The organism is Streptomyces sp. NPDC090499, assembly GCF_044769305.1.
GTDB lineage: Bacteria > Actinomycetota > Actinomycetes > Streptomycetales > Streptomycetaceae > Streptomyces.
This window is the reverse complement of sequence record NZ_JBIVXP010000004.1, coordinates 149,226-170,237: the sequence shown is the minus strand read 5'-3', so window position 1 is coordinate 170,237 and position 21,012 is coordinate 149,226. Positions and strand designations below refer to the sequence as shown.

Below are 21,012 nucleotides of genomic sequence, written 5' to 3'. Positions count from 1 at the left end.
CGATCCCGCAGAACGACCTCAGGCCCAGTCCGCGGACGCGTGCTGCAGCCACTCGTGCGCCCGTGCCACATGCGGCATGGCGAGCGTGCCGGTGCGCACCACGAGGAAGTACGTCCGAAGCGGGGGTACCGCAGGATCGTGCAGTGCCACGACCTCGCCGCGTTCCAGGGCGGCCGTGCACAGATAGCGGGGCAGCACGGCGAGGCCGGCCCCCGCGACCGCACAGGCGAGGACCGCCCGCAGATCCGGCACCACGACCGTGCCCGAGGCGGCCGGACGCGTGTCGAAGACCGAGCCCCAGTAGCGCGAGACGAACGGCAGTGACTCGTGGACCTCGACGACCGGAAGGCTCTCCAGGGCAGCCGCGCCCATGCCGCGTACCGCGTCGGCGCCGATCTCCTCGGCCCAGCGCGGAGCGGCGACCAGTACATGCTCCTCGTCGCAGAGCGCGGCGGCGGTGAACAGGGCGCCGCGCGGCCGGACCGTGCTGATGGCCAGGTCATGGTGGCCGGCGGACAGCCCCTCCAGCGTCTCCTCGGCGTTTCCGAACGAGGCACGCAGTGCGAAGCCCAGGCCGTCGTCACCGGCGAGTTCCGCGAGAGCGGGAAGGGCGCGCTCGGCCGTGAACTCGGGCGGGCCGGCGAGGTGCAGGGTACGCACCGAGGAGTCGTCGTCGAGACCGCGTTCCGCTATTTCCACGAGGGCGTCGAGATGCGGGGCGGCCTTGTGGGCGAGTTCGTCGCCGATCGTCGTGGGGGTCACCCCGCGGGCCTGGCGCAGGAAGAGCGGTCGGCCCAGTTGGCGTTCCAGGGTTCGGATCTGGGAGGTCACGGCCGGCTGCGAGAGACCGAGCAGGGCGGCGGCGCGGGTGAAGGAGCCGGCCCGGTGCACAGTGACGAAGGTGCGCAGCAAGGCCAGATCCATCGCACGCCCTCCCGTTCTGCCTGCCCTTTTTCCGGCCCTCGGGCAAGCCTCAACTATAAATAAGTCGATAGGTCTCTGTCGCTACAGTGATTGGACACTGACGCAGAGTCAACTAGCCTTGGTCGCGCGGTTCTTGGCGCGCGAGAACCGGGACGGTCCGAGCCACGAGGGGGGAGGCTCGGACCGTCCGTTATGCGTAGCCGGACCCGTGGTGGCGTCCGTAATCCGGTCACCGGTCCGACTCGTCGAGCGCGCGCAGCACATCGGCCACGAGATCTTCGGGATCCTCGGCCCCGACCGAGAGCCGGACGAAGCCGTCCGGTACGTCGTCCCCGCCCCAGCGCCGCCGCCGCTCGGCCGTGGAACGCACCCCTCCGAAGCTCGTCGCATCGTCGACCAGCCGCAGGGACTCGAGAAAGCGCTCGGCACGCGCGCGCGTGGGCAGCGTGAAGGAGAGCACCGAGCCGTAGCGCCGCATCTGCTGCGAGGCGATCTTGTGCGCGGGGTCGTCGGACAGCCCCGGATAGCGCAGGGCGGTCACCTCGGGCCGCTCGCGCAGCGCCTCCGCGAGCAGCAGGGCGGTCGCGTTCTGCCGGTCCACCCGCAACTGGAGGGTGGCGAGGGAGCGATGGGCCAGCCAGGCTTCCATGGGCCCGGAGATCGCCCCGATGATCTTCCGCCAGCGGCGTACGGCGGCCATGGCCGCCGCGTCCCGCCCGGCGACGTACCCCAGCAGGACGTCCCCGTGACCGGTGAGCTGTTTGGTGCCACTGGCCACGGAGAAGTCGGCGCCCAGCGCCAGCGGCCGCTGGCCGAGCGGGGTGGCGAGGGTGTTGTCGACGGCGACCAGAGCGCCCCGCGCGTGTGCCGCCTCGGCGAGCCGCCGGATGTCGCAGACGTCGAGCCCGGGGTTGCACGGCGACTCGATCAGCAGCAGCTTCGCGCCGTCCAGGACGTCGAGCTGGGCGTCGCCGGCGGTCGGCGCGGTGCGCACCTCGATGCCGTACGCCTCCAGCTGGGCGCGGACCAGGGGCAGCACCTGGTAGCCGTCGGAGGGCAGGACGACCGTGTCACCGGCGCGCAGCTGGGAGAAGAGCACCGCCCCGATGGCCGCCACGCCGGAGGCGAACACCAGCGTCTCCACGTCCTCGCCCGGTGCCTCCAACTCGCCGATGGCCCGCTCCAGATGGGTCCAGGTCGGGTTCTCGTCACGGCCGTAGGCGTACGGCCCGCTCACCTCGCCGGGGAGATGGAAGTGCGCGGCGAAGACCGGCCCGGGCAGGGTCGGCTCGTTCTTGACCGGCTCGGGCAGCCCCGCGCGTACCGCGCGCGTGCCCTCGCCCATGGCTGCCTCGCTCATGCCGCCGATCCCTCCACTTCGGCCCGAACCGCGGCGAGCAGGCCCGCGCTCGCCGCCTCCACCATCTCAAGACACTCCTCGAAGCCGTCCAGAGCGCCGTAGTACGGATCCGGTACGTCCAGGTCGTCACCGGCGGCCGGGTCGTACGAGCGCAGCAGCCGCACCTTGCGCGCGTCCTCCTCGGTGGGAGCCAGGCGGCGCAGGGACTTGAGGTGTCCGGAGTCGAGGGCGATCACGAGGTCGAGGCGGCCGAACCAGGACGCCTGGAACTGGCGGGCGGTGTGCTCGCCGTCGTAGCCGTGCTCCTCGAGGACGCGGACGGTGCGCGGGTCGGCGCCGTCGCCCTCGTGCCAGCCGCCGGTGCCGGCGCTGTCGGTCTCGACGCGGTCGTCGAGCCCGGCCTCGGCCGTGCGGGCACGGAAGACGGATTCGGCCATCGGGGAGCGGCAGATGTTGCCGGTGCAGACGAAACAGACGCGGTAGGTCATCGGGAGCTCAGTCCGTGTCGGGAAGGATCATGTTGAGGGCCCAGGACACGACCGAGATGATCAGACCGCCGAGGACGGCCGTCCAGAAACCCTCCACGTGGAAGCTCAGGTCGAGCTTGTCGCACACCCACGACGTCAGCAGCAGCATCAGCGCGTTGACCACCAGGGTGATCAGGCCGAGAGTGAGGATGAACAGCGGGAAGGTCAGGATCTTCACGATCGGCTTGACCAGGAAGTTGACCAGGCCGAAGACCAGGGCGACCAGGATCAGCGTCCAGACCTTCTTGGTGGTGCTGTCGCCGGTCAGGGTGATCTTGTCGAGCAGCCATACGGCGACCGCCAGGGCGCCCGCGTTGGCGATCGTCTTGACTACGAAATTCTTCATGTGTCTGATCGTGGCAGAAGAGATCGGATACGAGCAGTGGGGCGAGGGCGACGAAGGCGATGAAGGCATTCCGGCTGGACGAACTGGAGGCGGAGCGCGCCGCCAACGACGGGGCCTACCTGCAGTTCCTGCGGGAGCGGAACATGTCGGTCGGCCTCTACGCCCTCGACGCCGGCTCGCACGACCCGCAGCAGCCGCACAACCAGGACGAGGTCTACTTCGTCGTCAGCGGCCGTGCCGCGATCACGGTCGGCATGGAGACCACTCAGGTGGCGCGGGGCAGCGTGGTGTACGTGCCGGCCGGGGTGGCCCACAAGTTCCATCACATCAGCGAGGATCTGCGGGTTCTGGTCGTCTTCTCTCCGCCCGAGGCCTGACCCCGGGCCTCGGGGTTCCCTAGGGGACGGGTCAGGGGAGGACAAGGGGTCCAGGGCCCCCGCACGACCCCTTCGCGGCTCTAGCATCGGGTGCAGGACATCGCATCGTGCGGGACGCACGAGACCGTACGTGCCGGAACGCACGAGAAGGCGGAGGACAGGGCAATGCGAGAGATCTTCACGGGTCTGCCGTGGTGGGTGAAGTGGATCGCGGTGCCGGTCATCGCGCTGGTGGTGTTCGGCGGTCTGATCACGGCCGTGATCAGCTGGGTGGTCTTCCTCCTCTTCAAGCTGCTGATCTTCGTGGCGCTGGTCGGCGGACTGATCTACATCGTGCGGAAGTTCATGTCGAACTCCTCGTCGAAGAGCGACTGGTGAGGACCGTGGGAATCGGTGACCGGTAACAGGAATCACCGGTTCCCTCGGGGGAGGGAAGTTTCCCGCAGGGGCCGACCGGGAGCGGCGGCGGACGGTTAGAGTCGCTGACCCCCTCGCGCTCCGGGAGTGACCCTTGGCCACGCTTGACGCCACCTCCGCACCCACGGAACACCCCCCGCCCCCGACCCAACGCAGTTCCGGTACGCCTCCGGTGCAGCGGCCGGCCTCCCCGGCCGACTCCGCACAGCCGCAATCGGCCACCCTCATCGGCTCCGTGCAGCGTGCGATGCGCCTGCTGGAGTGCGTCGCCGGACACGAACACGGCGCACCCGCCAAACAACTCGCCCGCGAGACGGGCCTTGCCCTGCCCACCGCGTACCACCTGCTGCGCACCCTGGTCCACGAGGGCTATCTGCGCCGCGACAAGGGGCTGTTCTTCCTCGGTGAGGCAGCGGAGCGGCTGAGCAGCAGCGGAGCGCAGCAGAAACGTCGCAGCGCTGTCGTCGACACCCTCGCCCACTGGCGGGATTCGATCGGTGTCCCGGTGTACTACGCCATGTACCGGGACGGCGAGATCGAGGTCATGAGCGTCTCCGACTCCCCGGCCATCCCTGCGGTCGAGGAGTGGGCCGGCTTCCGCGAGACCGGGCACGCCCACGCCGTCGGCCAGTGTCTCCTCTCCCAGCTGGACCAGGACGTCCGGCGCGATCATCTCCGCCGCTATCCCGTCCGCCACCTCACCCCGTACACGGTCCGTGACGACCAGACGCTGCTGCGCCGGCTGGAGCGCGCGCGGCGGATGGAGCCGGTGGTGGAGCGCCAGGAGTACACGCTGGGGACGGTGTGCGCGGCGATCCCCCTCACCGTCGGCACCACGGCCGCCACGATCGCCATTTCCCTCCCTCTCCACCAGGCCGACCGGCTGCTGCCCGCCGTCCAGCAGTTGCAGGCCGAAGTGGGCCGGCATCTGGGGTCCCTGGCGATCGCTATCAGTATCTGAAAACTCACTCCTTGTGATCTCCCGTGTACTTTCAGCAAGATTTGACCACCATCAAGGGATAAATCCCGGCCAGTCGGTGTCATATGACGGGGTAGGCAATGCGCGAGTCCGTACAAGCAGAAGTCATGATGAGCTTTCTCGTCTCGGAGGAGCTCTCCTTCCGCATCCCTGTGGAGTTGCGCTACGAGACCTGTGATCCCTATGCCGTCCGGCTCACCTTCCATCTGCCCGGGGACGCTCCGGTGACCTGGGCCTTCGGCCGGGAGTTGCTGATCGACGGGGTGGGGCGGCCGTGCGGGGAGGGCGATGTGCACATCGCGCCCGCCGATTCCGAGGTGCTGGGCGAGGTGCTGATCCGGCTTCAGGTCGGCGGCGACCAGGCGGTGTTCCGGTCCTCCGCGCCTCCGCTGGTGGCCTTCCTGGACCGCACGGACAAGCTGGTGCCGCTTGGCCAGGAGGGTTCGCTCGCCGACTTCGACGCCCACCTCGACGAGGCTCTGGACCGCATCCTGGCCGAGGAGCCAAGCACTGGCTGAAGCGTTACGGCACGGAGCCGCGCGCCGCTCGTCCGAGCCGCGTGAGGACACGCAGGAACGCTTCTGCGTGTCCACGGGCGCTCCTGCGCGGACCTTGCCGGAACTCTTCCCCGACCGCGCCGGTGCACGGCTCGCGCCCCCACCTCGTGGACGGCCTTCTCCCGGGCCGTCCACCGCACCTCACCGCTTCCGCCGGCGCCCCCGCCCACCGCGCGCCGCAGCCGGTCCGGCCGGTGCGGCCTCCGCGGACACGGCCCTCCCGGTGCCCGGCCGGTCGGCCGACACCACCAGGGCCGCGAGCAGCGTGGTGACCGGCACCGAGGCGACCAGGCCGATCGAACCGACCAGGGTGCGCACGATCTCCTCGGCCACCAGCTCGCTGTTGGCGACCGTGACCACACTGCTCTGCGCGATCGAGAAGAGCAGCAACAGGGGCAGCGCGGCACCCGCGTAGGCCAGCACGAGGGTGTTGACGACGGAGGCGATGTGGTCGCGGCCGATGCGGATGCCCGCACGGTACAGCCCGCGCCAGCCCATCGTCGGGTTGGCCTCGTGCAGTTCCCAGACGGCCGAGGTCTGGGTCACCGTCACGTCGTCCAGGACACCCAGCGAACCGATGATGACACCGGCCAGCAGCAGGCCGCTCATGTCGATCGACGGATACAGGCCGTGGATCAGGCCGGTGTTGTCGTCGGTGTTGCCGGTGAGCGCGGCCCAGTCGATGAACTCCGAACCGAGCAGCCCGATCAGGCACAGCGAGACGAGCGTGCCGAGCACCGCCACCGAGGTCCGGGCCGACAGGCCGTGGCAGATGTACAGGGCGATCAGCATGATGGCGCTCGACCCGACCACCGCCATCAGCAGCGGATTCGAGCCCTGCAGGATCCCCGGCAGGATGAACATGGTCAGCACCAGGAAGCTGACGGCCAGCGCGACCAGCGCCATCACACCGCGCAGCCGGCCCACCACCACGACGGCGAGCGCGAAGATCCCGGCCAGCAGCGCCATCGGGAACTTCCGGTTCACGTCGGTGACCGAGTACTGCAGGTCCTTGGGCGCGGAGGGCTCGTACGCGGCCACGACCTGCTCGCCCTCGTGCAACTGCCGCGACTGGTCGGGCTGCACGATCTCGGTGAAGGTACGGCCCTTGTCCTTGCCGGTGTCGACCCGGACCGTGGCCTTCTTGCAGGTGCCGCCCTCCTCCGTCGAGGAGGTGCCGTCGGAGGTCGAGGCGTCGCCGGTCGAGCCGCCCCCGGAGGCGTTGACCGACTTGCAGCTGACCGAGACGACCTTGGTGACCGTCGCCGCCTGCGTCTGGCGGTCGAAGCCGACACCCGTGCGCTCGTGCGGCGGGGCGCCGCCGGGCCACAGCACCACCAGGCCGACCACGACCGCGGCGGTGAAGGGGATGAGGATCGCCGCGATGACCTTCCGCAGGTGCTTGGAGACCGGTGCGGCGGGACCGTGGCTGTGACTGTGCCCGTGCGAGTGGCCGTGACCGCCATCTGACCCGGAGCCGCCCTGGTCGGGGCCGGACGCGGGCGAATGGCCGTCAGCCTGGCCGTGGGACGAGCGGTGCTGGGCCTCGCCGTGGCCGTGGGCATGGCCGTTGTCGTGATGGTGGGCGTTGCCGAGGGGCTGCCCGCGGTCGTACTGCTCGCCCTGCCCGTGGATGTGTCCGTCACCGGCACCAAGGCCCCCGTGGCCGGGTCCGCCACCCTGCGGGGCGCCGTTGCCGCGCCGCGGGTCGGGGGGCGGATAGGGGTGCTGCTGTGTCGAGGTCACCGCCCGATCATCGCAAGAACGGTAGGGGCCCTCTGTTCACCGCGCCCGAATTGACGCTAGCGTGGAGGCACCTTTGCACACGCGGGAGCTCGGAGCACCGGGCTGAGAGGGCGCTGACCTCCGTATTCGCGATGTTTCACGTGGAACGAGTGATGTTTCACATGGAACGCCGCCCGACGGAAGCCGCTGCGTCGACCGCCGAACCTGTTACCGGGTAATGCCGGCGTAGGGAGTAGGTCTCATGACCAACAAGGACGCACGCACGCCTGCCTTCAGCCAGGACGAACAGCCCATTGCGGGTGAAACGTCCCCGGAGGCCGGGAAGTCCATCGGCTGGCACAAGGGGTATGTCGAGGGCTCCCGCCCCGACCTGCGGGTGCCGGTCCGTCAGGTGCATCTCACCAACGGGCAGTCGGTCACGCTCTACGACACCTCGGGCCCGTACACCGATCCGCTCGTCGAGACCGACGTCCGCAGGGGTCTGCCGCCACTGCGGGAGAACTGGATCGTCGCCCGCGGCGACACCGAGGAGTACGCGGGCCGGCCAGTCCGTCCCGAGGACGACGGGATCAAGCACACCTCGCCGCGAGGGGGTCTGCGCAACCTGGACGCGGTCTTCCCGGGCCGCCCGCGCCAGCCGCGCCGCAGCCGGGGAGGCGAGGCGGTGACGCAACTCGCCTACGCCCGCCGGGGCGAGATCACCCCGGAGATGGAGTATGTGGCCATCCGCGAGAACGTCGCTCCCGAGGTGGTCCGCGAGGAGATCGCGGCGGGCAGGGCCGTACTGCCCGCCAACGTCAACCACCCGGAGATCGAGCCGATGATCATCGGCAAGCGGTTCCTGGTGAAGGTCAACGCCAACATCGGCAACTCCGCGGTGACCTCCTCCATCGAGGAGGAGGTCGAGAAGATGACCTGGGCGACCCGCTGGGGCGCCGACACGGTCATGGACCTCTCCACCGGCCGCAACATCCACACCACCCGCGAGTGGGTGCTGCGCAACTCCCCCGTCCCCATCGGCACGGTGCCGCTCTACCAGGCGCTGGAGAAGGTCGACGGCAGGGCCGAGGAACTGACCTGGGAGATCTACAAGGACACGGTGATCGAACAGGCCGAGCAGGGCGTGGACTACATGACCGTCCACGCGGGCGTGCGCCTGCCGTATGTGCCGCTCACCGCCAACCGCAAGACCGGCATCGTCTCGCGCGGCGGCTCGATCATGGCTGCCTGGTGCCTCGCGCACCACAAGGAGTCGTTCCTGTACGAGAACTTCGAGGAACTCTGCGAGATCCTCGCCGCCTACGACGTCACGTACTCGCTGGGTGACGGGCTGCGCCCGGGTTCCATCGCGGACGCCAACGACGAGGCCCAGTTCGCGGAGTTGCGCACGCTCGGGGAACTCAACCGGATCGCCAGGCGTTTCCATGTTCAGACCATGATCGAAGGCCCGGGCCATGTCCCGATGCACAAGATCAAGGAGAACATCGACCTTCAGCAGGAGATCTGCGATGAAGCTCCGTTCTATACGCTCGGCCCGCTGACCACGGACGTCGCGCCGGCCTACGACCACATCACCTCCGGCATCGGTGCCGCGATGATCGCCTGGTGGGGCACGGCGATGCTCTGCTACGTCACGCCCAAGGAGCACCTGGGCCTGCCCAACCGGGACGACGTCAAGACCGGCGTCATCACCTACAAGATCGCAGCCCACGCGGCCGACCTCGCCAAGGGCCACCCGGGCGCGCAGGAGTGGGACGACGCGTTGTCCGACGCCCGTTTCGAGTTCCGGTGGGAGGACCAGTTCAACCTCGCCCTGGACCCGGACACGGCCCGCGAGTTCCACGACGAGACGCTTCCGGCGGAGCCGGCGAAGACGGCTCACTTCTGCTCGATGTGCGGGCCGAAGTTCTGCTCGATGAAGATCTCGCAGGACATCCGCCGTGAACACGGCGGCAGTCAGGCTGAGGTCGAGGCGGGTATGGCGCAGAAGTCCAAGGAGTTCGCGGCCGCGGGGAACCGGGTGTATCTGCCGATCGCGGAGTGATGGCGGGCCGGGTGTGTGACGAGGTTCGGGAAGCGGGTTCGTGTGGGCCGGGTGTCCGGCCTGCGCCCCCTGGGCGGGGGCGCAAGCCGGGTTATTCCGGCTGGTGTTCCGGGCCTCCGAAGTCCGGGCTGGTGTAGTCCGGGCTGGTGAAGCTCGGGCGGGGGGCGGGTGCGGCGCCGTCGTCGGTGCTGAAGCCGGGGCGGTCGTAACCGAGACGCGGCATCCGGCCCGCCGGGCCCGACGGGGCGGTGCGGCGCAGTCCGGCCGTGCCGGAGTCGGCGGCCAGCGCTTCCCGCAGGAAGGGCAGGATGCCCCGCTCCAGCACGGCGTCCCGCCAGGCCTCCCGGGCCTTGGCCACCTCCCCGCCGGGTTCGCCGTAGGCTCCGGCCTCCAGCGAGGGGCTGTTGCGCAGTGCGGTGAGCAGCAGCCCCGCGCCGGCCATGATGATGGCGGCCGCGGTCACGACGCCGAACACCCAGCCCGCGGTGAGCATGGTCTGGGCGAACGCCGGGGCCGGGTCCAGCATCTTCAGGACGTATCCGACGAGCAGGAAGATCGCGGCGGCGGTGCCGGCGAGCACCGGCGCCAGGACCAGGGCGAGGGCGAAGCCTCCCGCGCCGGTGGTGGTCTCGGCGGCCTCGCCGAGAGTGGTGGCGAGCCCCAGCGCGCCGCCCGCGCCCGGCTCTGCGGAGCCGGAGTCCTGGACGGCGGCCGGGGTGGACCGCGCCGGATTGCGCAGTTCCTCGCGGACCTTCACATAGTGCTGGTACTCGGTCGCCGCGGCCGCCGTGATCAGTGCGGTGGCGTTGAGCGCCATGGTGCGCAGCTGCTCGGTGTTCAAGTGCTGACCTATACCGGCCAGTTCGGGACGGTAAGGGGCGGAGCGCAGCGCCTCGTCGAGGATCCGCTCGTATTCCTGGCGGTCCTCGCTGTGCAGGTGCTGCGGAACGCTGTTCATGTGCATCCCCCGATGCTCCGTAGGGCTGGTGGCTCGCACGCCGGCGAGCCGTCGGGCAGAAACGGAGGGGAGCCTGCTACGGATAAACCGATGGTAGAGCCGTTACGGCACGCGGTGACAGGGGGTTGCCGGAAATTGAGGGTTGCCCGTGTGTGACGTCGGAGGGATGAAACCGCGCGGTTAATGCTCAGGTGTTGAGCGGGAGTTGCCTCACCAGCAGCTTTCCGGCCATGGTCACGCCGCCGTCCATGGCGATGGCGAGCCCGTCGGCGTAGACGTGCGGTCCGTCCACAACGGGACCGGTGCCCTCTTCGCCCTCCTCGGAGCCGACTTCGCCCAGCAGATAGGGAATCGGGCTGTGTCCGTGAACGATGCGGGTACCGCCGTACGTATCGAGAAGGGAACGGACGGCGTCTGCACCCCCCTCGTCGCGGAAGGAGAAGCGCTTGGTGAACTTGCGGAAGAGGTCCCACACCTCGTCCGCGTCGTTACGCGTGATGGTCTCGCGGACCGTGTCGTTGACCGCCTCGATCGAGTCGCCGTAGTCGAGGTAGGCGGTGGTGTCGGAGTGCACCAGCAGATAGCCGTCGACCTCCTCGACGGCGTCCAGCCGGGCCATCCACTGCAGGTGGTGGTCCTGGAGTCGGTCCATGTCGGTCTTCTGCCCGCCGTTGAGCAGCCAGGCCGCCTGGAAGGTGGCGGTGCCCGCGCCGGAGTTGACGGGGGTGTCGCCGAACCGCTTGGCGCCGAGCAGCAGCAGCTCGTGGTTGCCCATGAGGGCCTTGCAGTAGCCGCCGGCCGCCGCCGCCTCGGCGGACAGCCGCATCACCAGGTCGATGACGCCGATACCGTCCGGGCCCCGGTCGGTGAAGTCGCCGAGGAACCAGAGCCGGGCGACGCCCGCGCACCAGTGCCCGTCCGCGTCGATCAGGCCCTGCTCCCGCAGCGCGGCGAGCAGTTCGTCGAAGTAGCCGTGCACGTCACCGACGACGTACAGCGGGCCGGGCTCGTCCGCGGGCTGCGCGGCCGCGGCGGCCGGTTCGACGGACGTCTGGAGCGTGTCGCCGCGATTGATGACCGGCAGGTCGCGCTGGGTGGGCGTGTACCCGTCCGGATACCCCTCGGGGTACATGTCGTCGAGGGGCGGGGCGACGTCGCCGGGGTGGATGCTGGCGGCGTACGGACCGGTCTCGTTGACGTACCCGGGCACCCGGAAGTCGCGCAACGTCGCCGTCCGCTCCGCCTCGGGTCCCTGACCGGCCCCCTGAGTCATCAGACCCCTCCACCATCGCGCCGCATCTGCACCGCTTCGGACTGCCTGGTCGCAGCGGCCCGCGGTGTCGTGGGCCCATCATAGGAATGCCCGTCGCGCCGTGTGATGACCCAGGGGTGGTGAATCCGGGCAGGACTCCAGTTCAGGGTGGCTTTCGCCCCGGTTGGGCAGGGGTTCGACCACCCGGGGTTCGGCTGCCGGCCGCCGTCCGACGACGCCCGGCAGCCGTGCCGCCCCGTTCGCGTGTCCGTGCTACTCCTCCTCCGGTGCCCGCGGCGGGCTGACCGTGGTGCGCTGGGTGCGTCGCTGGGAGGAGGTGCGCACGATCAGTTCGGTCGGTATCACCTGCTCGACCGGCTGGTCCGACTCGACCCCCTCGATCGCGTCGATGAGCAGCTGCACCACCGCCGTGCCGATGCGGCGCGGCTTCAGGGAGAGCGTGGTGATGGGCGGCTCGGTGTTGGCGTACACGGTCGACTCGCTGCAGCACACCAGGAGCAGGTCGTCGGGGACGCGCAGTCCGTAGCGGCGGGCGGCGGCGAGCAGGTCGGTGCCGTTGGGGTCGAACAGTCCGTAGACGGCGTCGGGGCGGTCCGGCCGGGCCAGCAGCCGGTCGGCGGCGACGGCGCCCGCGCACGGGTCGTGGGCCGGGTAGGCCTCGTAGACCGGGTCCTGGCCGACGCGCTCGCACCAGCGCAGGTAGGCGGTGGTCGACAGGTGCGTGTACGTGTCCGTCGTGGTGCCCGTGAGCAGGCCGATCCGGCGGGCGCCGGCGTCGGCGAGATGGTCGAGGATGCCGAGTACGGCGGCCTCGTGGTCGTTGTCCACCCAGGCGGTGACCGGGAGCGCGCCGGCCGGGCGGCCGTCGGAGACCACCGGCAGGCCCTGCCGGACCAGTTCGCTGACCACCGGGTCCTGGTCGGAGGGGTCGATGACGACCGTGCCGTCCAGGGCGACGTTCGACCACACGTCGTGCCGTGAGGTGGCGGGCAGGATGACGAGGGCGTAGCCACGGGCGAGCGCGGCCGAGGTGGCGGCCCGCGCCATCTCGGCGAAGTACGCGAACTCGGTGAAGGTGAAAGGTTCATCCCCGTACGTCGTCACGGTAAGGCCGATGAGTCCCGACTTGCCGGTACGGAGGGTGCGGGCCGCGGCCGAGGGGCGGTACCCCAGCCGGTCGGCGACCTCTCTGACATGGCGGCGGGTGGCGTCCGGCAGTCGCCCCTTGCCGTTCAGGGCGTCGGAGACGGTCGTGATGGAGACTCCGGCGGCGGCGGCCACGTCTCTGATGCCCGCCCGGCCCGGCCGGCTGCCTCGCCGAGAGGTTTCCGCGCGGCTCACCTGGTGCTTCCCTGCTGCTGTCATGGCGAGCCGATAGTAGGGCTCATGCGGTGGGGTAGTGCGGACGCATATGCACGCGTTGACAGGCACGTTTCTGCAAGGTCAATGTGGGTCAACTGCCTTAGAAAGAAAGTCAGTTGAACGATCCAATGGTAAGACGTGACTTGTCGGCACGGATGGGCCTGCCAAGTGCCCGATGTTTCGAAGAGGTCTCAACTCACCTGCACGGGTGATGCGCGCTACGGCGCGAGCCACCGGCGCGTAGATATATGTAGGGCGCGCCCCCGATAAATGCGCCTTCGTGCGGTGATGCCCGTGATGCCGGTGGTACGGATGAGGCTGGCCGTTGCGGCTCCTCGCCCGTCCGCCGCCGCGCCGGTCCGGATCCTCGCGCCCTCTTCCCCTGTACGCGGCGGCGCCGAATCCTCATAAGGTGAGCAGTATTGGATGCCGGCGGCGTGGACGGTCCGCCGGTGGTCGCGAGGAGGACTGCGGTGAGCGAGACGAGCCCCAAGCTGCGCGCCGAGCTGGAGGGTATCCCCACCTACAAGCCGGGCAAGCCGGCGGCGGCCGGCGGCCCGGTCGCGTACAAGCTCTCCTCCAACGAGAACCCCTACCCCCCGCTGCCCGGCGTGATGGCGTCCGTCACCGCGGCCGCCGCCTCCTTCAACCGCTACCCGGACCTGGCGTGCACCGGGCTGGTGAACGAGCTCTCGGACTGCTTCGGCGTGCCGCTCGGGCACCTGGCCACCGGTACCGGGTCGGTCGGTGTCGCCCAGCAGCTGGTCCAGGCCACCAGTGGGCCCGGTGACGAGGTGATCTACGCGTGGCGGTCCTTCGAGGCTTATCCGATCATCACGCAGATCAGCGGTGCCCGGTCGGTCCAGGTACCGCTCACTCCCGGCGATGTGCACGACCTGGACGCGATGGCCGACGCCATCACCGACCGCACCCGCCTGATCTTCGTCTGCAACCCCAACAACCCGACCGGTACGGTCGTGAAGCGGGCCGAGCTGGAGCGGTTCCTGGACCGGGTGCCGAGCGACGTGCTGGTGGTCCTGGACGAGGCCTACCGGGAGTTCATCCGCGATCCCGAGGTCCCCGACGGCGTCGAGATCTACCGTGAGCGGCCGAACGTCTGTGTGCTGCGGACCTTCTCCAAGGCGTACGGCCTCGCCGGGCTGCGCGTCGGCTTCGCGATCGCGCACGAGCCGGTGGCCGCGGCGCTGCGCAAGACCGCGGTTCCCTTCGGTGTGAGCCAGCTCGCCCAGGAGGCGGCGATCGCCTCGCTGCGGGCCGAGGACGAGCTGCTGGGCCGGGTCGGCTCGCTGGTGTGCGAGCGGCAGCGCGTGGTCGAGGGGCTGCGTGGCCAGGGCTGGACGGTGCCCGAGACCCAGGCCAACTTCGTGTGGCTGCGGCTGGGGGAGCGTACGACCGCCTTCGCACAGCTCTGCGAGGAGCACGGTGTGGTCGTCCGGCCGTTCCCGGGCGAGGGGGTGCGGGTGACGATCGGTGAGACCGAGGCGAACGACATCTTCCTGAAGGTGACGGAGGCGTTCCGCAAGGAGCTGTAGCGTCCGCGGGCCGCAGGGAGGTTGCCTCGGCCGAAGGGTGTCAGGTGTGCGGGGTCGCACGGCCGGGATGAGGGCCGAGCGGCCCCGTTCGCGCGTTCCGGAGGGGCCGGACGGCTCAAGTGCGACCCCCCTTCGATGTTCGAGACTGAGTGCGCCATAATGGCTTGTGAATGTGAATGCATTCACAAGCGCGTCCCGTTTGTTCCGTGATGTACGCGGCAAAGGGGGCATATGCCGCTGTACCACGGCGACGTAAGGAGACTGACGACGTGTACCTGGCTCTGGCGCCGGAGACACTGGCGCGCTGGCAGTTCGGCATCACCACCGTCTACCACTTCCTCTTCGTCCCGCTGACGATCTCGCTGGCCGCGCTCACGGCCGGCCTGCAGACCGCCTGGGTGCGCACGGAGAAGGAGAAGTACCTCAGGGCGACCAAGTTCTGGGGCAAGCTCTTCCTGATCAACATCGCGATGGGTGTGGTCACCGGAATCGTGCAGGAGTTCCAGTTCGGCATGAACTGGTCCGACTACTCCCGGTTCGTCGGCGACATCTTCGGTGCCCCGCTCGCCTTCGAGGCGCTGATCGCCTTCTTCTTCGAGTCCACCTTCATCGGGCTGTGGATCTTCGGCTGGGACAAGCTGCCGAAGAGGATCCACCTGGCCTGCATATGGATGGTCTCCATCGGCACGATCCTGTCCGCGTACTTCATCCTCGCGGCCAACTCGTGGATGCAGCACCCCGTCGGCTACAAGATCGACAAGGCGAAGGGGCGGGCCGAACTCACCGACTTCTGGGCCGTCCTCACCCAGAACACCGCGCTGGCCCAGGCCTTCCACACGCTGTCCGCGTCCTTCCTGACCGGTGGCGCGTTCATGGTCGGCATCGCCGCCTTCCACCTGTTCCGCAAGAAGCACATCACCGTGATGAAGACCTCGCTGCGGCTCGGCCTGGTCACCGTGGTCATCGCCGGCATGCTCACCGCGATCAGCGGTGACACCCTCGGCAAGGTCATGTTCAAGCAGCAGCCGATGAAGATGGCCGCCGCCGAGGCCCTGTGGGACGGCCAGAAGCCGGCGCCCTTCTCGATCTTCGCCTACGGCGACGTCAGCAAGGGCCACAACTCCGTCGAGCTGTCCGTCCCCGGACTGCTGTCCTTCCTGGCCGACGACAGCTTCAACTCGTACGTCCCCGGCATCAACGACACCAACAAGGCCGAGCAGCAGAAGTTCGGCGCCGGCGACTACCGGCCCATCATCCCGGTCACCTTCTGGGCGTTCCGCTGGATGATCGGCTTCGGCATGGCGTCCTTCGCCATCGGCCTCGCCGGACTCTGGCTGACCCGCAAGAAGTTCATGCTGCCGCAGCACCTGCGCGTCGGTGAGGACGAGGTGCCGAACCTGGTCCTCTTCAGGAACAAGGCGCTCAGCCCCAAGCTCGGCCGGCTGTACTGGCTGGTGGCGATATGGACGCTGGGCTTCCCGCTGATAGCCAACTCCTGGGGCTGGATCTTCACCGAGATGGGCCGCCAGCCCTGGGTCGTCTACGGCGTCCTGCAGACCCGCGACGCGGTCTCCCCCGGTGTCTCCCAGACCGAGATCCTCATCTCGATGATCACCTTCACCGCGCTCTACGCCGTCCTCGCCGTCGTCGAGGTCAAGCTGCTCGTGAAGTACGTGAAGGCAGGCCCGCCCGAGCTCACCGAGGACGATCTCAACCCGCCCACGAAGATCGGCGGCGAGACCCGTGACGCCGACAAGCCGATGGCCTTCTCGTACTAGGCCGAGGGAGACGCAGTCATGGAACTTCACGACGTCTGGTTCGTCCTGATCGCCGTCCTGTGGACCGGCTACTTCTTCCTGGAGGGCTTCGACTTCGGGGTCGGCATCCTCACCAAACTGCTCGCCCGGGACCGCCTGGAGAAGCGGGTGCTGATCAACACGATCGGCCCGGTCTGGGACGGCAACGAGGTGTGGCTGCTCACCGCGGGCGGCGCCACCTTCGCCGCCTTCCCCGAGTGGTACGCCACGCTCTTCTCCGGCTTCTACCTGCCCCTGCTGGTCATCCTGGTCTGCCTGATCGTCCGGGGCGTCGCCTTCGAGTACCGGGCCAAGCGGCCCGAGGAGAACTGGCAGCGCAACTGGGAGACCGCGATCTTCTGGACCTCGCTGATCCCGGCGTTCCTGTGGGGCGTGGCCTTCGGGAACATCGCGCATGGCGTGAAGATCGACCGGAACTTCGAGTACGTCGGCACCGTCTGGGACCTGTTCAACCCGTACGCCCTGCTCGGCGGGCTGGTGACGCTGACCCTGTTCACCTTCCACGGCTCGGTGTTCACCGCGCTCAAGACGGTGGGCGACATCCGGGTCCGGGCGCGGAAGCTGGCCACCAAGGTCGGTGTCCTCGCTGCCGCAGTGGCGCTGGCCTTCCTGCTGTGGACCCAGGCCGACAGCGGTGACGGCAAGAGCCTGGTGGCGCTGATCGTGGCGGTCGCCGCGCTGGTGGCCGCTCTCGGGGCCAATCTGCGGGGCCGCGAAGGATGGGCGTTCGCCCTGTCCGGCGTGACCATCGTGGCCGCGGTGGCGATGCTCTTCCTGTCGCTCTTCCCGAACGTCATGCCGTCGTCGCTCAACGGGGACTGGAGTCTCACGGTCACCAACGCCTCGTCGAGTCCGTACACCCTGAAGATCATGACGTGGCTCGCGGCGATCGCCACGCCGCTCGTCCTGCTCTACCAGGGCTGGACCTACTGGGTGTTCCGCAAGCGGATCGGTACGCAGCACATCGCGACCGAAGCCGCGCACTGAGTCCGAGGAGAGGGGTGTTTCACGTGAAACACCCCTCTCCGGGCCGAAGGGCATGTTTCACGTGAAACCAATCGATCCCCGTCTGCTGCGTTACGCCCGCGCCACCCGCCTCTTTCTGGTGGCCGTCGTCGGCCTCGGTGCCGTCGGTGCCGGGCTGGTCATCGCCCAGGCGATGCTGATCGCCGACGTGGTGGTCGGCGCCTTCCAACGCGGTCACTCCGTCTCCGAACTCCGCACCCCGCTGCTGCTGTTGGTCGCCGTGGCCGTCGGCCGGGCGCTGGTCTCCTGGCTCACCGAACTCGCCGCGCACCGGGCCAGCGCGGCGGTCAAGTCCGAGCTGCGCGGCCGGCTCCTCGACCGGGCGGTGGCGCTCGGTCCCGGCTGGCTGAGCGGTCAGCGGACCGGTTCGCTGGTCACCCTCGCCACGCGCGGGGTCGACGCCCTCGACGACTACTTCTCGCGCTACCTGCCGCAGCTGGGGCTGGCGGTGGTCGTCCCGGTCGCGGTGCTGGCCAGGGTCGTCACCGAGGACTGGGTCTCCGCGGCGATCATCGTCGGAACCCTGCCGCTGATCCCGCTCTTCATGGTGCTGATCGGCTGGGCCACCCAGTCCCGGACGGAGCGTCAGTGGCGGCTGCTGTCACGGCTCTCCGGTCACTTCCTGGACGTGGTGGCCGGGCTGCCCACGCTGAAGGTGTTCGGCCGGGCCAAGGCGCAGGCCGAGTCCATCCGCCGGATCACCGGCGAGTACCGGCAGGCGACCATGCGGACGCTGCGGATCGCGTTCCTCTCCTCGTTCGCGCTGGAACTGCTCGCCACGCTGTCGGTGGCGCTCGTCGCCGTGACCATCGGAATGCGGCTCGTCCACGGCGACATGGACCTGTACATCGGGCTGGTCATCCTGGTGCTGGCGCCCGAGGCGTATCTGCCGTTGCGGCAGGTGGGGGCCCAGTTCCATGCGGCGGCGGAGGGGCTGGCGGCCGCGGAGGAGATCTTCGCAGTGCTGGAGACGCCGGTGCCGGCGTCCGGGACGGGTGCGGTGCCCTCCGCCGCGGTCCTGGCCTTCGAGGGGGTGACGGTCCGCTACCCGGGGCGCTCGGCGGACGCGGTGACCGACGTGTCGTTCACGGTCGAACCCGGGGAGACCGTCGCGCTGGTCGGCCCGAGCGGTGTGGGCAAGTCGACGCTGCTCAACGTCCTGTTGGGGTTCGTGCGGCCCGCGCAGGGGCGGGTGCGGATCGGGGACGCCGATCTCGCCGGCGTCGACCTGGCGGAGTGGCGGTCGCGGATCGCGTGGGTGCCGCAGCGGCCGCATCTGTACGCCGGGACGATCGCCGAGAACGTACGGCTCGCGCGTCCCGACGCGGACGACGACGCCGTCCGGGCGGCGTTGCGGGACGCCGGGGCGCTGGAGTTCGTGGACGCGCTGCCGGAGGGGGCGCAGACGGTTCTCGGCGAGGACGGGGCCGGTCTGTCCGCGGGGCAGCGGCAGCGGCTGGCGCTGGCGCGGGCGTTTCTGGCCGACCGGCCCGTGCTGTTGCTGGATGAGCCGACGGCTGCGCTGGACGGAGCGACCGAGGGGGAGGTCGTGGCGGCGGTACGGCGGCTCTCCGCGGGGCGCACCGTGTTGCTGGTGGTGCACCGGCCGGCGCTGCTGTCGGCGGCGGACCGGGTGGTGCGGCTCTCCGGCGGCGAGGCTCCCAGGGGGCTCCGCCCGCTGGACCCCCAGAACCTTTGCCCACCCACCACCCGACTCGGTCAGTTGGAAGGCGAGGTCGCGGAGGGGCTCGGTGGGTCGGCCAGCGGGGTTGTGGGGCGGCTCGGGGAGTTGGAGGGCGAAGTCGCGGATCGGTTCGGGGAGTTGGAAGGCGGGGGCGCGGATCGGTTCGGGGAGTTGGAAGGCGGGGGCGCGGATCGGTTCGGGGAGTTGGAAGGTGAGGTCGCCGATCGGTTCGGGGAGTTGGAGGGTGAGCCGTCGGGGGTGGTCGTGCAGGCGGTAGGCGGCGCCGCGGACTCGGTGGCTGTGCGGCGCCGGAGTGTTCTCGGGCGGGTGCGTGCCGCATCCGGGGCCCGGCGGGGGCGGTTGCTGCTCGCGCTTCTGCTGGGGGCGCTGGCGCTCGGCAGCGCCGTCGGGCTGATGGCGACCTCCGGGTGGCTGATCTCGCGGGCCTCGCAGCAGCCGCCGGTGCTGTATCTGATGGTCGCCGTGACGGCCACGCGAGCCTTCGGGATCGGGCGGGCCGTGTTCCGGTACGGCGAGCGGCTGGTGTCGCACGACGCCGTGCTGCGGATGCTGGCCGACACGCGGGTCGCCGTGTACCGGCGGCTGGAGCGGCTCGCGCCTGCCGGGCTGCGGACGACCAGGCGGGGCGATCTGCTCAGCCGGCTGGTCGCCGACGTGGACACCCTGCAGGACTACTGGCTGCGGTGGCTGCTTCCGGTCGGGGCCGCGGTGGCGGTGTCCGCCGGGGCCGTGGGCTTCACGGCCTGGCTCCTGCCCGAGGCCGGGGCCGCGCTCGCGGTGGGGCTGCTGGCGGCCGGTGCCGGCGTTCCGCTGGTGACCTCGGCCGTGGCCCGGCGCGCCGAGCACCGGTTGGCGCCCGCCCGCGGGCTGCTCGCCACCCGGGTGACCGACCTGCTCACCGGCACCGCCGAACTGACCGTCGCCGGCGCGCTGCCGGCCCGCACCGGCGAAGCCCGGTGGGCCGACCGCACGCTCACCCGGATCGCCTCGCGAGGGGCCACGGCGACCGCGCTCGGCGACGGGCTGACCGCGCTGCTGACCGGCCTGACCGTAGCGGCCGCGGCGCTGCTGGGCGCCCAGGGGGTCGCCGACGGCCGGCTGGGCGGCGTGGCGATGGCGGTCGTCGTGCTCACTCCGCTGGCCGCCTTCGAGGCCGTACTCGGGCTGCCGCTGGCCGTGCGGCACCGGCAGCGGGTGCGCAGGAGCGCCGAGCGCATCTACGAGGTGCTGGACGCGCCCGAGCCGGTGCGGGAGCCGGAGCGGCCGCGTCAGGCGCCCGCCCTACCCTTCCCCGTCGTGCTGAAGGGCCTGACGGCCCGGTACCCGGGGCAGCCGCGGGACGCCCTCGGCGGGCTCGACCTCACCCTGCACGAGGGGCGCAGGGTCGCCGTGGTCGGTGCCTCCGGCGCCGGCAAGTCGACCCTCGCCCAGGTCCTGCTGCGGTTCCTCGACCCGGACGCGGGCTCCTACACGCTCGCCGGCGTGGACGCGTACGGCATGGACAGTGACGACGTACGGCGGCTCGTCGGGCTGTGCGCCCAGGACGCGCACCTCTTCGACAGTTCGGTGCGCGAAAACCTGCTGCTCGCCCGGAAGGACGCCACCGAGGGGGACCTGCGGGACGCGCTGGGCCGGGCCCGCCTGCTCGACTGGGTGGACGGGCTGCCCGACGGGCTCGACACCCTGGTCGGCGAGCATGGGGCACGGCTGTCCGGCGGGCAGCGGCAGCGGCTGGCACTCGCGAGGGCGCTGCTCGCCGACTTCCCGGTGCTCGTGCTGGACGAGCCCGCCGAGCATCTCGACCTGCCCACCGCGGACGCGCTCACCGCGGACCTGCTGGCCGCCACCGAGGGCCGTACGACCCTGCTCATCACGCACCGGCTGGCGGGCCTGGCGGCCGTGGACGAGGTGGTCGTCCTCGACGCGGGCCGGGTGGTGCAGCGCGGGAGCCATGCGGAGCTGGCCGCCGTGGCCGGACCGCTGCGCGACATGGCGGAGCGGGAGGCGGCGGCGGACTCTCTGGTGGGAGCGCGGTAGCCCG

17 protein-coding genes and 1 riboswitch are annotated in these 21,012 nt (G+C 70.2%); of the genes, 9 read left to right on the top strand and 8 right to left on the bottom strand.

Going from position 1 to position 21,012, the window contains the following annotated elements:
• Nucleotides 1–18 precede the first annotated feature (18 nt).
• The 4 genes from ACIQVL_RS16465 to ACIQVL_RS16450 form a co-directional block, all read right to left on the bottom strand.
• Entirely contained in the window at nt 19–924 is a 906-nt protein-coding gene (locus ACIQVL_RS16465) for a LysR family transcriptional regulator (protein WP_403428444.1), read from the bottom strand.
• Nucleotides 925–1,153: 229 nt separating this feature from the next.
• The gene (locus ACIQVL_RS16460; protein ID WP_403475615.1) at nt 1,154–2,284 is read right to left on the bottom strand and encodes a cystathionine gamma-lyase; all 1,131 of its coding nucleotides are present in this window, start codon (nt 2,282–2,284) and stop codon (nt 1,154–1,156) included.
• The gene (locus ACIQVL_RS16455) at nt 2,281–2,772 is read right to left on the bottom strand and encodes a low molecular weight protein-tyrosine-phosphatase (protein ID WP_403428441.1); all 492 of its coding nucleotides are present in this window, start codon (nt 2,770–2,772) and stop codon (nt 2,281–2,283) included. Before ACIQVL_RS16455 ends, ACIQVL_RS16460 begins: the two co-directional genes overlap by 4 nt.
• A gap of 7 nt (nt 2,773–2,779) precedes the next feature.
• Nucleotides 2,780–3,157, bottom strand: a complete 378-nt coding sequence (locus ACIQVL_RS16450) for a phage holin family protein (RefSeq protein WP_351956854.1) — start codon at nt 3,155–3,157, stop codon at nt 2,780–2,782.
• A gap of 59 nt (nt 3,158–3,216) precedes the next feature.
• Between ACIQVL_RS16450 and ACIQVL_RS16445 the strand changes: the two genes are divergently transcribed.
• The 4 genes from ACIQVL_RS16445 (at nt 3,217) to ACIQVL_RS16430 (ending at nt 5,448) form a co-directional block, all read left to right on the top strand.
• On the top strand, nt 3,217–3,534 hold the full coding sequence (locus ACIQVL_RS16445) for a cupin domain-containing protein (RefSeq protein ID WP_089100494.1): 318 nt from the start codon (nt 3,217–3,219) through the stop codon (nt 3,532–3,534).
• A gap of 165 nt (nt 3,535–3,699) precedes the next feature.
• Nucleotides 3,700–3,912, top strand: coding sequence for a DUF5326 family protein (locus tag ACIQVL_RS16440; protein WP_089100495.1), 213 nt, complete (start codon nt 3,700–3,702; stop codon nt 3,910–3,912).
• A gap of 133 nt (nt 3,913–4,045) precedes the next feature.
• A complete protein-coding gene (locus ACIQVL_RS16435) occupies nt 4,046–4,912 on the top strand; it encodes an IclR family transcriptional regulator (protein WP_403428437.1) in 867 nt (288 codons plus the stop codon).
• A gap of 98 nt (nt 4,913–5,010) precedes the next feature.
• Nucleotides 5,011–5,448 carry an SsgA family sporulation/cell division regulator gene (locus ACIQVL_RS16430; protein ID WP_093500910.1) on the top strand — a complete coding sequence of 146 codons (438 nt, stop codon included), beginning with the start codon at nt 5,011–5,013 and terminating at the stop codon, nt 5,446–5,448.
• A gap of 180 nt (nt 5,449–5,628) precedes the next feature.
• Here the strand turns inward: ACIQVL_RS16430 and ACIQVL_RS16425 are convergent, their stop codons facing one another.
• Complete coding sequence (locus ACIQVL_RS16425) at nt 5,629–7,233, bottom strand: YibE/F family protein (protein ID WP_403475614.1); 1,605 nt, start codon at nt 7,231–7,233, stop codon at nt 5,629–5,631.
• A gap of 71 nt (nt 7,234–7,304) precedes the next feature.
• Nucleotides 7,305–7,482: riboswitch (TPP riboswitch) on the top strand.
• Here ACIQVL_RS16425 and thiC point away from each other — a divergent pair.
• Nucleotides 7,475–9,277: a phosphomethylpyrimidine synthase ThiC gene (thiC, locus tag ACIQVL_RS16420; protein WP_403428433.1), complete on the top strand. Its 1,803-nt coding sequence runs from the start codon at nt 7,475–7,477 to the stop codon at nt 9,275–9,277. (Overlaps the previous riboswitch by 8 nt.)
• Before the next feature lie 91 nt (nt 9,278–9,368).
• Here thiC and ACIQVL_RS16415 read toward each other — a convergent pair whose 3' ends face one another.
• The 3 genes from ACIQVL_RS16415 to ACIQVL_RS16405 all read right to left on the bottom strand — a co-directional run bounded on the left by ACIQVL_RS16415 (nt 9,369) and on the right by ACIQVL_RS16405 (nt 12,873).
• Nucleotides 9,369–10,241, bottom strand: a complete 873-nt coding sequence (locus tag ACIQVL_RS16415) for a hypothetical protein (protein ID WP_403475613.1) — start codon at nt 10,239–10,241, stop codon at nt 9,369–9,371.
• Nucleotides 10,242–10,422: 181 nt separating this feature from the next.
• Entirely contained in the window at nt 10,423–11,508 is a 1,086-nt protein-coding gene (locus ACIQVL_RS16410; RefSeq protein WP_403428428.1) for a metallophosphoesterase, read from the bottom strand.
• Nucleotides 11,509–11,760: 252 nt separating this feature from the next.
• Nucleotides 11,761–12,873: a LacI family DNA-binding transcriptional regulator gene (locus ACIQVL_RS16405; protein ID WP_403428426.1), complete on the bottom strand. Its 1,113-nt coding sequence runs from the start codon at nt 12,871–12,873 to the stop codon at nt 11,761–11,763.
• Between the two features lie 470 nt (nt 12,874–13,343).
• Between ACIQVL_RS16405 and hisC the strand changes: the two genes are divergently transcribed.
• The 4 genes from hisC to cydD all read left to right on the top strand — a co-directional run bounded on the left by hisC (nt 13,344) and on the right by cydD (nt 21,008).
• Nucleotides 13,344–14,423, top strand: coding sequence for a histidinol-phosphate transaminase (hisC, locus tag ACIQVL_RS16400; protein ID WP_403475612.1), 1,080 nt, complete (start codon nt 13,344–13,346; stop codon nt 14,421–14,423).
• Nucleotides 14,424–14,692: 269 nt separating this feature from the next.
• A complete protein-coding gene (locus ACIQVL_RS16395) occupies nt 14,693–16,201 on the top strand; it encodes a cytochrome ubiquinol oxidase subunit I (protein ID WP_403428423.1) in 1,509 nt (502 codons plus the stop codon).
• 18 nt (nt 16,202–16,219) lie between these two features.
• Complete coding sequence (gene cydB, locus ACIQVL_RS16390; protein WP_403428421.1) at nt 16,220–17,227, top strand: cytochrome d ubiquinol oxidase subunit II; 1,008 nt, start codon at nt 16,220–16,222, stop codon at nt 17,225–17,227.
• A gap of 52 nt (nt 17,228–17,279) precedes the next feature.
• Complete coding sequence (gene cydD, locus ACIQVL_RS16385; protein ID WP_403428419.1) at nt 17,280–21,008, top strand: thiol reductant ABC exporter subunit CydD; 3,729 nt, start codon at nt 17,280–17,282, stop codon at nt 21,006–21,008.
• Nucleotides 21,009–21,012 lie beyond the last annotated feature (4 nt).